The organism is Pedobacter sp. BS3 (genome assembly GCF_008274585.1).
GTDB lineage: Bacteria > Bacteroidota > Bacteroidia > Sphingobacteriales > Sphingobacteriaceae > Hufsiella_A.
The window spans coordinates 386,101-401,606 of record NZ_VTRT01000001.1 but is presented as its reverse complement, the minus strand read 5'-3'; the positions used below and the strand labels follow the sequence as shown (position 1 = coordinate 401,606).

Below are 15,506 nucleotides of genomic sequence, written 5' to 3'. Positions count from 1 at the left end.
ACATTACCTAGGGTAGAATACCCAATTCCCGGAATAGTCCTTTTTGTAAGTGCCAATAAGGTTACCATATTTATCTTTCTTTAAGATATTACCCGCAAAGTCTTTTGAATAGATATATAGGATATTGCCATATTTATCCTTCTCAACAGTATTTCCCAGGAAATCATTTGATTGTATGCTTTCTGTATTTCCATACTGGTCTTTCTTTACGGTATTTCCTAAATAATCTGTTGATTCGGTATTAATTATATTTCCATATTTATCTTTCCAAACAAACTTGCCGGAATAATCTGTAGAACCAATAGCTATAATATTTCCATATTGGTCTTTTGCCACCGTGTTTCCAGCGTAATCTTTTGAATAAGTTACCTGGCTGTAGCAGAGAGCTGTTATTAAGCTTAATGCTATTGTCATTAAAAATTGTTTCATTGTATATGCATTATAGAGATTTAACGTTCAGAATTACTTTAAAAAAGATGGGAAATAATGAATATCTAGCACATAGCCTCCATAGCGATCTATATCACATGAGATATTCAGAAAAGGCTTGAATGTTTTACTTTGATTAAGGGATGAATAAAAGAAATAACCCCTACCTACCAGTTTCTTTTGACCATTTTGGGATATGCTACTTTTTACCTTATAACATAACTTGTTAAAGTAAGATAATATCTGTTGTATTTGAGCCTCACATTTTCCGATTTCAGACGCTGGATAATGACTCAAAATTATTAATTGATCAAAAGCTCCACTTGGTTTGAAAATAATCGTTATTTCATTTTTCTTACCTAAGAAATTTAACAGAGGATGCTCCTCAAATTTGAACGTTACATCATCTTGATCACCAAATTTAATCTCATCATAGTCATAAAAATTATCGCTTCTATCATAGTTTCTTTTTATATCAAACTTTTCAGGGCTAAGATTAAAATCAAAGAAAATCTCACTTATTTTTTTCTTAATCTCTATTATTTGGGCATTTAGAGAATTTAATCCTATTAATAGAGAAATTATAGTTGAAAAAATATACTTTGGCATATCTAATACTTTTTAAACACAATGTTTAACCATTCGTCATTCTTTTCTATGTAAGCAATTATTCTTTTAGAGCTATTCACATATTTATTATCAATTTCTAGACTAGGTTCATAATTGCACGCCTTTAGATATCTTACAAAAAATGACATTATCGATTCATAGTTATTATATTCAATTTTTTCTGACATAACCTCCATAACGCATCTCTTATAGGCATTTAAATGATAGTGTTCTGCCTTTTTAAAATCACTTGAGAATGTTACAATAGACGTATCTGCAATTGTGACTTCTGGGTATAAATCTGCGTAGGCTGGTCTTTTAATAAAGTTTAACAAATCCTCCTTTGATTTATTTAGTCCTGCTTGAGAATAGGCATTTAAGCTCGCAACTATGATAATGAGCAAGAGATTTACTTCTAGAATATATTTTTTCATAACAACTTTTATTTAAAAGAGAGGGTAGATATGGCTAATATTTGTCACTATCCCCCTCCATCATCTAATGATTTTTCAAGGCATTTGAATTATTTATACTCATATCTATATGAAATCGATAGATTCAACTGGTTGTTAGTATACAACACCGAAGTGCTTGTTATTGGGTAACCTTGTTCATTATATCCATATTCATATTGATATTTGTAATAATATCCATCGCCGTTTTCTTCTTCTTCCAATATATTGCCAAATGGACTTGACGTTAATTCTGTTGGAGGTGAATACATAGTCACCATAAACCACTCTGGAAATGGACTTAATATACTCTTCTTACCATCATAGGATTTAAATGTGATTGTATCTCTGGATACTCCAGATAAAGGAAATTCTGTCGCTTTGTGTATATTGATTAATTTCCCATTATTATCATAGTTATATGTTGATATTTCAGTCTGATTTAATTCATTACTATAAGTTTCATAACTCTTTGCTACTATAGTAGTTAACCTGTTATTAGCATAACTTAAATCATTAATCATATAGTATTGTGCATATTGATCGGCATCACTGAACCCTAAAAAATTATACACAAAATGAGTAGGGTGATTATTATTAAATTTAAACTGGTTAATAGTTGCATAATGCCTGCCAGTACCTAAAGAATAGGCATCTATTGATTGAATCACATCGTTATTGTAATTAAAAACATATCGGTTTCCCTCAATACCTTCATCATAATGATGCTCTATCATTTCTTTAAGCTGGTTGTTCTCAGAATAATTAAATTCTGTTTTGATTAGCTCTTTTCCGGTGGATTCGACCTCAATAATCTTAGATAATAATGAAGACTGTGACGTTGGTGAGTCGTCCCTCTTTTTGCTCTTTGAACAGGACAATAGTGTTGTTACTGCGCATAATACCAATACATATTTTTTCATAAAAAATTAATTTATACCGGGCAGTTCCGAACACGGTGGGTTAATAAATGAGAAAGCGTAGGGAACTCATCTTATCTGCACTCAGAGGTTCCTAGGAGAGACCTATTGCAACAGATAGACAAGCACCTACGCTTTTACGTAGGCGTTGTCGTACCTGTTCTTGTTGCAATGTTTCTGAAATTTTCCTAGGATTCCTGAGATGCAAGAACTGATAGCTAACGCTTATATTTTTATAAATAAATTGTTTACAATCTACTTTTCTGGTTGTTTACCTCCGCTTTAATGGTAAGGCTAATTTATAAAATATGTCTTAACTTCTCACTTGGTATTTTCATTTTAGCTATCTGGTTTAACTAAGTGATAATGATAAGTTGCATTTGGTGTTCTTTTCAGGGGTTTTTATTATAGAGGAAACCGTCTCATAAGAATACTTTTAAAGAAAATCCAGCATAACCTCTTTAGCTGTGTTAACTATATTAGCTATATTAATAGTAATGTCCTGCCGATAGTATTATTTAAAATAATCAATAATTGCAGCGAGATTGAATATCTTGCTAAATCAGCTATTACATAATATCTGGTAACCGGAATAGGCTTCATATCTGCCGTTTATTTTATAATAAATATGGTTATGTTCCCCGGCTTTAACTTGCTCTACTATATAGATTATTGTTCTTCCGGTAGGGGATTTTTTACATACCCTGAATGGACAATATAAGCGTTCCAGCTTATTCTTTTGGGTAACTATTAATATGCTTTTATAGTTCAGGTATTGATAGAATTGGGGCGCATCCATCATTACTTTCTGCCATGTAGAAACCAATTGTATTCTTTGTTACTTACAGCCTGGTATAACTTATTGGTGAAGTCGAAGGCATTTGCTCCTCTATCCAGAAAGGTATCGATATAGCTGGATTTATTTACTCCTGTAAGCAGGTTATATAACCGCCACAGGTCTATACTTCCATCTTCATATTGACGAAATGCTTCATCTTTATAGTAATCTCTGGTTAAGATACCTAATTGGGTGTCTCCAAATTGGAATACCGGCAGCTTCTTTTTAAATTCATTGGGTAGATAATGGTACATTCTGCACCGGCCTACTAACTGGGCAAATTCATATTCTGACAGGTAGTAATTGCTTAACTGGCGCATGTTATCTATATGTTGTTTTGCATTATAACTGACCAGCAGGTGTATGATACCATCCATTAACTGGTGGCTGGTTTTTACTTTTAAATCGGCTATAAATCCGTCTGACCAGATGCATAGATTGGTACATACTTTATTCTGGAATCCTATAAATAGCTTGAAGTGTTCATCTGAACCTTTTTTACCGGACAGGTTATCCTGGTGATGGGATTTTACGCCTCCTATTGTTAGTGACAGCTTGTTGCCTGATATATCATCGCTTATGCTTGGTATTTCTACAATAAAGGCCATACGTTCATAATACACGGTCTTTTCTGATTCCAGTAACTGACTGGCTGGTTTTTCTTTTGCTTCGGGTATTCTTCCTTTTATGGGATGGCTGATGCGTATTGCGGGGGATAATATGGTTTCATGCTGGAACAGGTGTTGTACCACATCTATTGTTGTTTCTATGAAGTCTGCATGGCTAATAACCGGTTCATTATCTTTTACAAAAACGGGGATGATATGTTTTTGTCTGATTTCCTGTAAGGTAATGGGGCTGGTATTGGCTTGTATAAAGGCTTTTTCTGATGATACATTCATGGCTGTATCAGGTACGGTTAATGGTAATGCTTCCATTGGGATTGAATTTGGTGTTTAATGATTGGGTTAACTGATTGATGGTGGTTAAGGCCGTTTTCTTTTTTGAGAATTCTTCGGCAAGTGATTGCTGGTATTGGGGATTGTCATTAAATATCTTCCTGAGTTCTTCTATAGTTGTTGCCTGATTAATGGCTTGTTTAATGGTATCTATGGTATTGTCTGGAAGGATAGGTTCGGGGCTATCTTCTCTTCTAAAGGAGGAGATACACCAGTTGAGGATATGTTCCCCGGTTTCACTGGATATTTTTGATGCTGGTTTATCCATAAATAAGCCTGTCCTGTCTTTGGATGCTGTTGCATAATGTTTGATATCTATATCCAGTACAATGGTGAATTCATAATCTAACCCATCTCGTTGTATGGCTCTTAAGCCTACTTTCTCTGGTATGTATTTGCCATCTTTCTGGTTTAATACATAATCTTGCTTTACCCGCATGGTGGCTATGATATGGGTGTTACTTTGCAGGATGGCATTTACTAATGCGTTCTGTCGTGGTGTAATTTTTGCCCAATTGGTAAAGCTGTTCCCGGCCATATTTGCATGTTGGTCTAAAAGGTATTCCCATGCATGGCTTAAACTATCGATGATGATAACTGCCATATCGGATTGTACACATAGGGTTATGGCCTGGATGTACTTTTCTGGTGTGAAGGGTTCTTGTATGGGTAATACATTATAGTTACCTAAATCGGCATATAAATCTGCGCTGTTATTTTCGGTATCTATAATGACAATCTTTGTCCAGTCTGCACATAGTCCATAGGCTATTAATAGTGAGCTATAGGTTTTACCGGAGCCTGCTGCTCCTTGTACTGCCATTTTAATTTTGGCATACTTTCTTTCTGCTTTTCTAATCTGCATATTCTTGTTATAAATGGTGATGAAATAAAAAAGGGACTACTGTTGTAATCCCTTATCATGAATAAAGTGTGGGTATTATAGACTAAGCAAATACTGCTTCTTCTACTGTCTGGGTTTCTTCTGGAGCATATTGATACCTGTAATCCAGTGTTTTGACTTCACCTGTCTCCGGAATGGTGTATTCATAGGGTTCTGTACTTACTTTAGTAATATTTCCGGGCAATTGCTTTCCTATTAACGCCTGACATGTTGCTTCATTAAATGTTGTTGACATCAGGGTTTTTCTGACAGTGGCATAGGGTTGTCCTGTAGTTTGGGAATAGACTATTTCAATATCTCCCTGTAATTGCAACAGGAAGAACTCTTGCTGCTCTCCCTGTCTTTTTTCATAACCTGTAATTGTTACCATAATAATGTGTTTTTTGAAAAATTTGATTTATAACTCCTGGAGTTTACCGGGTATCCGGCAATTCCAAAATCAGGTAGGGGAGTTGTTTATGGGGAGGGTTGCGAGAATAATTGCGCTGAAAAAATTGGAAAAAAATTTAAAATAACAAAGGCCGGTATTTCTACCGACCTCTGATGTTGCAGTGTTGCTATTTGTTGCGGTTAAATTGCAACGCAACAATTTATGACAGTTGCTTTAACCTCCTTCCTACATTTGAACGGTCTATTCCAATCTGACGACTTATTTCAGCATTAGATATTCCTTGTTTATGCATTTCAAGTATTCTCTTATTTATTTCTTCTGAATCCTCTTTTGAAGGGGCATATAATACATGGGAACGCTCATCCACATTATCTTCAAGATGCTCAAACCATAACGTTTCAGGGTTCAGGGTTATTAATTTAGCGCCATCCTGCTCTTCGCATTCACGGGATTTTATTCTTTTCAATATTCTAAGGTTACGACCTTTATTGCTTCTTCTCAAAAAGAAATCAGCATCTACCAAATCTGTTAACGCTCCTGCTCCTGATTGCATATCGCTATTGGTTAATTGATTATGCGTTCCTTTTTTAGTATGATGGACAATGAGGAAGGCTGCTCCAACTTCATCTTTTAATTTATTAATCATTGAAATAGCAGAAGTCATTTCTTTATTCTTCTCATTATCCGCACCGGAAAAAGCTGTTCTAAGATTATCAATAATGATTAAAACAGGGCTATAGGCTTCACATTCCTTTTTTATATCATCTATAATCGCTTTAAGCCCCTCTCTTGAAGTAAGTGCGAGGGCATTAAAAGTGGTGGATTTGCTTTCTATATTTTTTGTCAATGTAGCCATTCTCCTAGCTAATACAGATTCTCCTAACTCAAGATTGACATATAATACGTTTCCATGAAGTTCTATCGGTTCCCCAAGAAACTCTGTATCCCCATTTGCAACTACTAATGCTAACTGCATAGCTAAAAGTGATTTACCAACTCCACGTTCTGATGGGAACAGGACTGTGTTTTTTTCCAGAATATAATTCCCAAAAATCTTTTTTAAAGGTTTTAGGTTCTTGCCCTCATCAGCCAGTTCTCTAAAGGTTTTTAAGCTTCCCCTCAATACCTTTCCATTGACTGTTGCATTTGGTTGTTGCGCAACTTCCGCAACAGCTTCTTCTATTATATCTGTTTCTTCTATGTGCCTAAATTTACCAAACTCTTCTCTGTGGTGTTCATATGCACTGTCTACTGATTTAGTAAATTCATTTATTAAATCCTCACTTTTTCCGTATTCCATTATTATTTTCTCTCTCACTTTATCTTGCTTTAATCCTATTCTATTACAACAGCAGGCCAGATAATAAATAAAATTATTCCTGCTCCCTTCTTCAAATTGTTCTCTCTTTTTTGTCCATGACAATGCCATTGCATAGCCACTATTGAAATCTACATTTAAGTTATCCACTTCTAATTCTCCTTTCTGCTCTTCTATCGGCCTAACTTTAAATACTTCAGGGTTATCACTGATATAGGTATGCTCATCATAAGAAACAATACATAATCTGGATACATCTTTCCCTGATTGGTCTACATCAAATTTTACCAGTTCCTGGTAATAATCAACCACCTGGTAAAACACCATGCTATGGTTCTCTGCATCATTATTGGATGTTAATATCAAAACCTTAATTCCGTTTCCTTTTGGGCTTTTAAAAGCACTTAAGGTATATGGTGATGCTGTAATTTTATAAAATATCTCCTGATACCTTTCTAAAGGGATATTATCAAAATCCAATACAACTAATGGGTTATAATTAACCAGATTTTTAATTGTCCGGCCACCGTTAAATACTCCACTTGGGGTAAAGGCGGGTAACCCATTTGTTTTTAACTTGTTTTTTATGGCTTTATCATTTGCCATTCTTATTTCATTAATTTTTGCGGCATATCTACCGTTCTTAATTGCCTCAAGCAATGTTTCTAATTTAGCTTGACGAGGCCCGTTACTTATACAGTTCCTGAACATGGAGACTGTAATATTTACTATGGGGTTTTGAATTTTTACCAAATTCTATTTCCTCCTGCCGGTTACTTTTGTGCACTATTGCACGCACGTACCAAACCGGCTTTTTTGATACGATAATGCAAAAGTGCCTAAAAAAATAAGGTCAGTCAGTCAAAAAATGGTCAGCTGACTTTTTGTGAAGGAATTAAGAATTTGATTCTTCGGTTTCTTCAACCTCTGTATCATCTAATTCATTATAAGTATCGGGGAGTTCAATAGGTTTTTTCTTAGCACGCTTCTCATCTTGCTTGTTGGTGTCAAAATAAGTGTTTATTGTTTCTTTAGAAATGGAACGATCGTCTTTATCTATGAAATTATTTATGACTAACTCTTTAAAAGCTGGTATATCTCTTTCGAATACAGGTTTTCCTAAAGTATTTTTACTATCAGAATAATCCAAAAGGAATGTTGTAAAAAGGTTAATTGAACGTAATAATTTGATTTTGGTAGAGATAGGCTTCATTGGAGAACTTTCTCCTGTTTTATTATACTTTTCTTTAATATATACTATAAATTTTGAAAATTCCGCCTTGAGTTCCGGCAATTCACCACATTGTAAAACAAGAAAATTCATTTCTGTGATTATACCTCTTATCAAATTTTTGAATTTCTGTGGTTCATAATTGAGGTGAAATATTATCAACAAACTGGTTATACTATTTAGATGGCATTTAACTATTCTGCTAACATAGGAAGAGAAAGTTTCAGTTATTGAAATAAAATCATAACCATTTTTAACAATTTCCAGATTCCAACAACAACTTTCGCTATTCCAAATACAGCTTACAACTTCACCATCATAGAGCCCATTTGGATTATCTAAGATATTAGCATACTCATATTTTAAGTCACTTACTTCATCCCCATCATTGAGGCTAGTTAAGATTCTGTTAATTCTAATCAGAGAATCTGAAATTTTCATTAATCAATATTTGTTAATTACAAAACTTTTCTCAATATCTCGGTTGTACTATAAAGTACAAATCACCCTTCGGCTTATCGAACTTATCTTTTAATTCTCTTCTAGGATGAACAAAATTCCTGTTTATACAGCCGTTTATTCATATTCAATCAGATTCTTTAGGGTAGCCGTATCTCATTAAGGAATTGAGTCGCTATTCATATAAAAACCTACCGTGTTTTAAGTTTAGCCAGCAGAAACTCATACTACTGACTAAACCTAAAGGTAGGTTAAAGTATTGTAATGAACAATATTACAATTTAACTCTTTGTAAATAGGGAACATTAATCAAATATTAATATCCCCTATTCAAATCTAAATAATTATACTATTGTATTCACCACCCGCTCATTCACTTCATCAATAACCTCTTGGTCAAAGGTATCCAAGTAGATATTAGTTATCCGGTTACCATGCTCATGTCCCATCGCTTCAGCTATTAACTCAATGGAATATCCTAAACGTTTTGCAGAGGTGGCCCAACTATGACGGGTAACATACGTTGTTAAGTCTTCCTCCAGTTTATGACTTTCTGCTAACTTCCTCAGCCATTTATTAGTAGTTTTAATCCATTGGGATATAATCTTCTTAGCTTCCATAGAATCTTCTACTACAGATGGTGGAAGTATCGGTAACAGATATTTGGTATTCCTGCCCTCATACAATTTCAATATCTGGATAGCTACAGTAGTTAACTTGATATCATAAGTTTTATGGGTCTTTCTGCGGTTGTAGATTAGCCTGCCCCTTACTATGCTTTTAGGGATTAAGTAAGCCATATCCGTGAAGGACATACCTATTAGTGAGAAGCTCAATATAAAGTAGTTCCTTGCATGCCATTGCCTGGAATCAGGTTTAAGCTCTAACTTGTATAGCTTCTTGATACAATCTACAGGTACAGCACGTTTAGCAGTCCTTTCCAATTTGACTTTAACATCATGAAAAGGATAATAGGAACGGTCTATCAGCTTAGCTTTAATAGCTTTATTATATATAGCCCGGATAGTCCTGAAGTAGTTGTGTACGCTATTGGGTTTAACGCCATCCTGTAATAAAGTATTTTTAAAGCCTTCTAACAAGTTATAATCTATATCTCTGAACTTGAGTTTCTGGTTATCTGCATAGGCAATTAAACGGTTACTGGCTGTACGATAGATAATAGCATTACCAGATTTGTTAATAGCAATCAGGTCTTGTATAAGCTTTTGAGAAAACTCATTAAAAGTTGTTGAGCTAGTAATTTTATTGGTTGGCTTATTATTACTTAGTTCTTGTCTAAGTTCTTCTATAGAAAATGATCCTATGTTTTCCAGACTTAAAACAGCTTTCTGAACTTTTAAATAGAACTCAGAGAGTTTAGTATTGAGTAGCATATAATTGGGATGGGTATTTATAATCTGGCCACTTGCATAGTCCCAATACTTTCTTTCTATCCTAACTCCTGTAGTTAGGGTTGTTACCTTTCTGTTGTAAACAATTCTTACAACAATAGAATATATATCATTTTGTTTGAATTTTCTTTCATCTAGAATTAGCTTTAAATAGACCATAGGTTTTAAATTATGGCTACTTGCGGCACAAACTATGCACAAACATTTCAGTAAATCAAAGGATATTTATAGCTAGCTGGTCAGAGGCTTCCCAACAAAAAAGCCCTCAGAGATCAATCTGAAGGCTTTTTGTAGTGGGAGCAACAGGATTCGAACCTGTGACCCTCTGCTTGTAAGGCAGATGCTCTGAACCAGCTGAGCTATGCTCCCTTCCCGTTTGGGACTGCAAATATAGAATCTTGTTTTTGAGTGTGCAAAATAAATTTAAAAATTATTTCAGCATCCGGACATCGGTAATAAAAATAAAATATCACAACAAATTGAAACAATTGTTACCCGTAAGTTGTTGCATTCGAAAATAATAAGTTCTTTAGGGGAAAATTCGCCTTCGGCAATTTACGGTAAACAATTAAATGCTCGGGCGCAATGATGCATAACCTTGAATTATTAAATTATTATTTCCGAATAACGCTGTGACATAACTCATTCAGACAATGGCTAACCGTATACTTATATTAGACGACGATACCGACATTCTGGCGATATGCACTTATATACTCGAAGAGCAAGGCTGGGAAGTTTTTACCTCTACTAACTGTAATAACATTGTAGAGCGTGTGCGCCAGATTGCGCCCCAGGCAATTTTAATGGACAACTGGATACCCGATACCGGCGGTATTGTAGCCACACAGTCGCTCAAAAACGAGGCCGACCTCAAACATATCCCCATCATTTACTTTTCGGCCAATAACGACATTCATACCCTGGCCAGGCAGGCCGGCGCCGATACCTTCTTATCCAAGCCCTTTAACATTACCGATTTAGAAGAAGTCATCAGCACCGTTGTTTCCGGGGCAAAATCAGCTTAGCAACTCCTCCAGGATGCGGTGCGATTTAATTTCGCCCAGATCATCAATGTGCAGGCGGTAATAATCCAGCAGCCGGCTAAGCAGGAAGCGCTTCTCTGCCAAAGGAATATGTACCCTTTCCAGGGTTTCGGCCGAGCATTGCAGCAGCTGGTTCAGGTATTCCGTGTGCGGCCGCTGTAATATCCAGCTATGATTGGGCAGTATTGCCGTATAAATGCCATTTTTAAGATCAAAGAACGGGGCCGAAGCCGCCAGTCCGGTGTCCGGGTAAAAGCCCAGGTATCGCGTTAGCCGGATCAAAAAATACAGGTGAAAATTCCCCAGCCCGGCAGTCATCGTATCCAGCAGCTCAACCGAGCGGAATAAATATTCAAACAAAGGCTCGTCCGGCGCAGGATGCTTCACCGCCTTATACAGCACCTCGTTCAAAAACAACGCGATAGCGCTTTTCACAATATGGTACGGAATATGTTGCAGCACGGGCGCATTCTTCAGCTCCGCTATCCGCTGCAAATTACCATGAGGCTTATGGTAAACCACCATATCCAGCAAATGAAGCGCCTGCAGCATGTTACCGCTAATCTTAGCCTTAGGCTTCTTCACCCCATTGATCAGGTAAGCCTGCATGCCGAACTTTTCCGTATAAATATGCGCAATCACGCTGCTTTCAGCGTAAGGAATGGTTTTAAAAACAATACCGCGGGTTTTGTGCAACATGAGCCGTAAATCAGGCGCAATTTAGGCAATTAACAGGCAACTTAGGATTGTTGTTCTGCCGATTCTCCGGCAGGCTCCTGCTCCTCAGCCCGTTCCTCCAGGATGGCCCGGCGCTCAAAACGACGCAGGATACGGTAAAACACATACAACAGGCCCACGCCAACCAGCAAAACCCCGATGATCATGGCCCAGCCATACAAACCCAGCTCGTTATTACGGATATAAACACCAACGTAATACAGCAAAATCCCCGAAATAATCAGCAGGATACCCCGTTTAGTATACTTGTTTATCATGATAATTGCTACTGTAAAAGTACAACCTTTTAGCGTCAGATTAATAACAAACCAGCTTAAATTAATCCCGAATACTCACACCTTCTACCTTTAACCTTCAGCCAACCTTATACTATAAACTAATCCCCGGCTACAATGTTTTCTTAGCAGAAAAGCAATACCCTATCGCTTCGGTTCCGGTAGCCCTGCTTTCCGTTCATACGGCACACTCGCCCGCTTATCCCCTCTCGCACAGCATTAGCCACAAGGGCCGGTATCCACTGCAATCAGGTTTAGCTTGGTTAAGGCAGTGCTACTCTGAGACTTTGACAACTTTTAGAAAGTTGTCAAAGTTAACGGGGCTGACCAAAAAGTTCTCATGTTTACAAGATTATCGCGGACAGATTATTATGCCAATGGACATAACATATTATAAAAAAGCGGCTGCATGAACAATACATGCAGCCGCTTTTTATTCATTGGAGTTTAATATCCTACCAATAGATAGTATATAACGCAGTAAGTAAAGCCACAATAATTAACGAGCCAATGGCAAAGCCGGGCGTTGTTTTAAACATTTTGGCGTCAACCTCAAGTGCATGATCGCGGGCCCCTTTGCTGTTTTCTATCATACTGATAATATACATACCAATTACGCAGATAATGAAAACAAAGCCCATCCGGTCAATAAATGGTATTTCATACACACCTGCGGCATTAGGTATAGAAAATCCGGAAGATGCCAGGAATGAAAGGTCTGTCCACATCGGCAGGAACTTCAGGATAACAGATAGTAAAAATCCGCCAATGGTAGCAAAAAGTGCCGCGTTAGAGGTTGTTCTCTTCCAGAAGAAGCCTAAAATAAACATGGCGAAAATACCAGGGGATACGAAGCCGGTATATTCCTGGATGTACTGGAATCCGCCTTTTTTATCAATGCCTAAATGCGGGGCTATAATTACACCTATGATCATGGCAATAATTACCGTAGCTTTACCTACCACCACGAGATTTTTTTCATTGGAGCCCGGATTAATTACCTTCTTATAAATGTCCAGTGTAAAGATGGTAGCAATACTATTTGCCTTACCCGCTAACGAAGCTACTACGGCAGCTGTTAATGCAGCAAACGATAATCCTTTTAAGCCCGCAGGCAGAAGGTTCAATAACACGGGGTAAGCACGGTCGGGGTTTACTTCGCCGCCCTGAAGCATTTCTGTCTGGAAAGCCCCGTCCTTATATAGCACATAAGCTGCAATACCAGGTAACACAACAATGATCGGCATCAGCAGCTTCAAAAAGGCAGCAAATAATATCCCGCCACGGGCAGTTTTTAAATCGGCCCCTAATGCACGCTGGGTAATGTACTGGTTACAACCCCAGTAGTTCAGGTTCACTATCCACATACCGCCAATCAGCACAGAAAGTCCCGGTAAATCGATGTAATTCGGGTTCTCGGGTTTAAAGATCATGTGGAAATGCTCGGACGCCTTTTGGGTCATTAGCCCGTATCCTTTCAGGATGCCAGTAGTGCCATAATGATCCGAAACCAGGCTCAGGGCAAGATAAGTAGTAGCTAATCCGCCCAGTATCAAAAAGAAAACCTGTATTACGTCGGTATAACCAATTACTTTCATCCCGCCAAGGGTAATAATAATAGCGAAAATAGCTATGGCATACATACACAGCCCCAGATCAAAGCCTGATATGCTGCTTACGGCCAATGCGCCCAGGTACAGGATGGAAGTAAGATTTACTACCACGTAGAGCAACAACCAGAATACCGCCATGATCATGGCCACCGTACCATTGTACCGGTGATTAAGGAACTGCGGCATGGTAAATATCTTGTTTTTAAGATATACCGGGATAAAAAACACGGCTACGATGATCAACGTAGCAGCTGCCATCCACTCATAAGTGGCTATAGCCAGACCCATTTTAAAGCCTGAGCCGCTCATACCGATAAACTGCTCGGCAGAGATGTTAGATGCAATGAGCGATGCCCCGATAGCCCACCAGGTCAGCGAACCTTCGGCCAGAAAGTAATCTTTTGAGTCGCTGTGAGCAGATTTCTTTTTCCGGTAAATCCACAGACCATACGATGCAACAATGACAAAGTAGATCAGAAAAACGATATAATCCTTTAATCCAAGCGTTTGTGTATTCATTTTACAGATTTAGGTTACGTACTATTGGCTTTTAACGGGGCTAAAAGTAATTAATTATCCGAATTAAATAAACCGGTTGATAATATTTTCTAATAATTCCTGTTTACCGCTTCGCACAGCAGGTTCTCCGTGAGCCATGGCGTAGGTCCGCAGGTCTTCCAAAGTTGATCTGCCTTCTTCAAACGCTTTACCTTCGGCGGTATCAAATGAGGCATAGCGTTCTTGACGGATCTTGGTATAATCTGAACGCTGCAAAATGGCATCAGCTGCGATCAGTGCTCGGGCAAAAGTATCCATACCACCAATATGAGCATAAAACAGATCTTCGGCATCGGTGGAGTTACGCCGTATTTTGGCATCGAAATTTACGCCTCCGCCTTGCAGACCGCCTGCCTGTAAAATAATAAGCATGGCCTCGGTAACTTCGTTAATGTCGTTGGGGAACTGGTCGGTGTCCCAGCCGTTCTGGTAATCGCCGCGGTTGGCATCAATAGACCCAAGCAGGCCTGCATCGGCAGCTACCTGCAGCTCATGCTGAAAAGTGTGCCCGGCCAGCGTAGCATGATTTACTTCCAGGTTGAGCTTGAAATCATTCAACAGGTCATATTTTCTTAAAAATCCAATAACAGTAGCGGCATCATAATCATACTGATGTTTAGTAGGCTCGCAGGGTTTAGGCTCAATAAAAAATGTTCCTTTGAAGCCCTGTTTACGGGCATAATTTTTAGCGGTATGCAGAAACTGTGCTAAATGCTCCTGCTCACGCTTCATGTTGGTGTTCAGCAGGCTCATATATCCCTCACGACCTCCCCAGAATACATAGTTCTCTCCGCCAAGCGCTATAGTAGCGTCTAAAGCGGCCTTTACCTGCGCTGCGGCGTGACTTAGTACATGGAAATCCGGATTGGTTGCAGCCCCGTTCATGTACCGCCGGTTTGAAAATAGATTAGCCGTTCCCCAAAGCAACTTTACACCGCTTGCAGCCTGTTTCTGTTTGGCATATTCTACCAGTGCCTGCAATCTGCATTCATTTTCGGTAATATCGTTACCATAATCTACCAGGTCTACATCGTGGAAACAATAGTAAGGCATACCCATTTTGGTGATGAATTCAAAGGCGGCATCCATTTTATCTTTCGCTCGCTCAACTGGGTCTGATTTAGCATCCCACGGGAAAATATGGGTAGGCTCACCGAACGGGTCGGCACCACTGCCGCAGAATGAGTGCCAATAAGCACAGGCAAACCTGAAATGTTCTTCCATGGTTTTCCCGGCAACTACCTGTTTGGCATTATACCATCTGAATGCTAATGGATTATCGCTGTCCCGGCCTTCGTATGTTATCTGGTCAATGCCCTTAAAAAATTCTTTCTCTCCTGTTACTACTGACATG

General features: G+C 38.1%; 15 protein-coding genes and 1 tRNA gene. 1 reads left to right on the top strand and 15 read right to left on the bottom strand.

Annotated elements, in window-relative coordinates; translation table 11 throughout:
* Positions 1-3 precede the first annotated feature (3 nt).
* From FW774_RS01720 to FW774_RS01670, 11 genes are all read right to left on the bottom strand, one after another.
* Positions 4-429, bottom strand: a complete 426-nt coding sequence (locus FW774_RS01720; protein ID WP_149346430.1) for a hypothetical protein — start codon at positions 427-429, stop codon at positions 4-6.
* Positions 430-462: 33 nt separating this feature from the next.
* On the bottom strand, positions 463-1,038 hold the full coding sequence (locus tag FW774_RS01715) for a hypothetical protein (protein ID WP_149346429.1): 576 nt from the start codon (positions 1,036-1,038) through the stop codon (positions 463-465).
* 2 nt (positions 1,039-1,040) lie between these two features.
* Entirely contained in the window at positions 1,041-1,472 is a 432-nt protein-coding gene (locus FW774_RS01710; RefSeq protein ID WP_149346428.1) for a hypothetical protein, read from the bottom strand.
* 89 nt (positions 1,473-1,561) lie between these two features.
* The gene (locus tag FW774_RS01705; RefSeq protein ID WP_149346427.1) at positions 1,562-2,413 is read right to left on the bottom strand and encodes a hypothetical protein; all 852 of its coding nucleotides are present in this window, start codon (positions 2,411-2,413) and stop codon (positions 1,562-1,564) included.
* A 798-nt stretch (positions 2,414-3,211) separates the two neighbouring features.
* Positions 3,212-4,186, bottom strand: a complete 975-nt coding sequence (locus FW774_RS01700; RefSeq protein ID WP_149346426.1) for a DUF3871 family protein — start codon at positions 4,184-4,186, stop codon at positions 3,212-3,214.
* Complete coding sequence (locus FW774_RS01695) at positions 4,158-5,072, bottom strand: AAA family ATPase (RefSeq protein ID WP_149346425.1); 915 nt, start codon at positions 5,070-5,072, stop codon at positions 4,158-4,160. Before FW774_RS01695 ends, FW774_RS01700 begins: the two co-directional genes overlap by 29 nt.
* Before the next feature lie 82 nt (positions 5,073-5,154).
* Positions 5,155-5,481, bottom strand: a complete 327-nt coding sequence (locus tag FW774_RS01690; protein ID WP_149346424.1) for a hypothetical protein — start codon at positions 5,479-5,481, stop codon at positions 5,155-5,157.
* A 220-nt stretch (positions 5,482-5,701) separates the two neighbouring features.
* Positions 5,702-7,573: a BT4734/BF3469 family protein gene (locus FW774_RS01685; protein ID WP_149346423.1), complete on the bottom strand. Its 1,872-nt coding sequence runs from the start codon at positions 7,571-7,573 to the stop codon at positions 5,702-5,704.
* A gap of 142 nt (positions 7,574-7,715) precedes the next feature.
* On the bottom strand, positions 7,716-8,492 hold the full coding sequence (locus FW774_RS01680; RefSeq protein ID WP_149346422.1) for a hypothetical protein: 777 nt from the start codon (positions 8,490-8,492) through the stop codon (positions 7,716-7,718).
* A gap of 362 nt (positions 8,493-8,854) precedes the next feature.
* Positions 8,855-10,081 (bottom strand): site-specific integrase, encoded by a 1,227-nt coding sequence (locus tag FW774_RS01675; RefSeq protein ID WP_149346421.1) that lies wholly within the window; start codon positions 10,079-10,081, stop codon positions 8,855-8,857.
* A 135-nt stretch (positions 10,082-10,216) separates the two neighbouring features.
* Positions 10,217-10,291 (bottom strand) — tRNA-Val (locus FW774_RS01670).
* A gap of 284 nt (positions 10,292-10,575) precedes the next feature.
* On the opposite strand from FW774_RS01670, the gene FW774_RS01665 reads away from it, so the two are divergent.
* Positions 10,576-10,950, top strand: a complete 375-nt coding sequence (locus tag FW774_RS01665) for a PleD family two-component system response regulator (protein ID WP_149346420.1) — start codon at positions 10,576-10,578, stop codon at positions 10,948-10,950.
* Here the strand turns inward: FW774_RS01665 and recO are convergent.
* The 4 genes from recO to xylA form a co-directional block, all read right to left on the bottom strand.
* Positions 10,942-11,667, bottom strand: coding sequence for a DNA repair protein RecO (gene recO / locus FW774_RS01660; RefSeq protein ID WP_149346419.1), 726 nt, complete (start codon positions 11,665-11,667; stop codon positions 10,942-10,944). The genes FW774_RS01665 and recO overlap by 9 nt on opposite strands.
* Positions 11,668-11,708: 41 nt before the next feature.
* Positions 11,709-11,963 (bottom strand): signal peptidase, encoded by a 255-nt coding sequence (locus FW774_RS01655; protein ID WP_149346418.1) that lies wholly within the window; start codon positions 11,961-11,963, stop codon positions 11,709-11,711.
* Positions 11,964-12,436: 473 nt separating this feature from the next.
* The gene (locus tag FW774_RS01650) at positions 12,437-14,113 is read right to left on the bottom strand and encodes a sodium/sugar symporter (protein WP_149346417.1); all 1,677 of its coding nucleotides are present in this window, start codon (positions 14,111-14,113) and stop codon (positions 12,437-12,439) included.
* Between the two features lie 63 nt (positions 14,114-14,176).
* Positions 14,177-15,505: a xylose isomerase gene (xylA, locus tag FW774_RS01645; RefSeq protein WP_149346416.1), complete on the bottom strand. Its 1,329-nt coding sequence runs from the start codon at positions 15,503-15,505 to the stop codon at positions 14,177-14,179.
* Position 15,506: the final 1 nt, after the last annotated feature.

Excerpts from the sequence above, each read along its gene's own strand:
- FW774_RS01720 (WP_149346430.1), bottom strand. The coding sequence starts at position 429 with ATGAAACAATTTTTAATGACAATAGCATTAAGCTTAATAACAGCTCTC.
- FW774_RS01715 (WP_149346429.1), bottom strand. The coding sequence starts at position 1,038 with ATGCCAAAGTATATTTTTTCAACTATAATTTCTCTATTAATAGGATTA.
- FW774_RS01710 (WP_149346428.1), bottom strand. The coding sequence starts at position 1,472 with ATGAAAAAATATATTCTAGAAGTAAATCTCTTGCTCATTATCATAGTT.
- FW774_RS01705 (WP_149346427.1), bottom strand. The coding sequence starts at position 2,413 with ATGAAAAAATATGTATTGGTATTATGCGCAGTAACAACACTATTGTCC.
- FW774_RS01700 (WP_149346426.1), bottom strand. The coding sequence starts at position 4,186 with ATGGAAGCATTACCATTAACCGTACCTGATACAGCCATGAATGTATCA.
- FW774_RS01695 (WP_149346425.1), bottom strand. The coding sequence starts at position 5,072 with ATGCAGATTAGAAAAGCAGAAAGAAAGTATGCCAAAATTAAAATGGCA.
- FW774_RS01690 (WP_149346424.1), bottom strand. The coding sequence starts at position 5,481 with ATGGTAACAATTACAGGTTATGAAAAAAGACAGGGAGAGCAGCAAGAG.
- FW774_RS01680 (WP_149346422.1), bottom strand. The coding sequence starts at position 8,492 with ATGAAAATTTCAGATTCTCTGATTAGAATTAACAGAATCTTAACTAGC.
- FW774_RS01675 (WP_149346421.1), bottom strand. The coding sequence starts at position 10,081 with ATGGTCTATTTAAAGCTAATTCTAGATGAAAGAAAATTCAAACAAAAT.
- FW774_RS01665 (WP_149346420.1), top strand. The coding sequence starts at position 10,576 with ATGGCTAACCGTATACTTATATTAGACGACGATACCGACATTCTGGCG.
- recO (WP_149346419.1), bottom strand. The coding sequence starts at position 11,667 with ATGTTGCACAAAACCCGCGGTATTGTTTTTAAAACCATTCCTTACGCT.
- FW774_RS01655 (WP_149346418.1), bottom strand. The coding sequence starts at position 11,963 with ATGATAAACAAGTATACTAAACGGGGTATCCTGCTGATTATTTCGGGG.
- FW774_RS01650 (WP_149346417.1), bottom strand. The coding sequence starts at position 14,113 with ATGAATACACAAACGCTTGGATTAAAGGATTATATCGTTTTTCTGATC.
- xylA (WP_149346416.1), bottom strand. The coding sequence starts at position 15,505 with ATGTCAGTAGTAACAGGAGAGAAAGAATTTTTTAAGGGCATTGACCAG.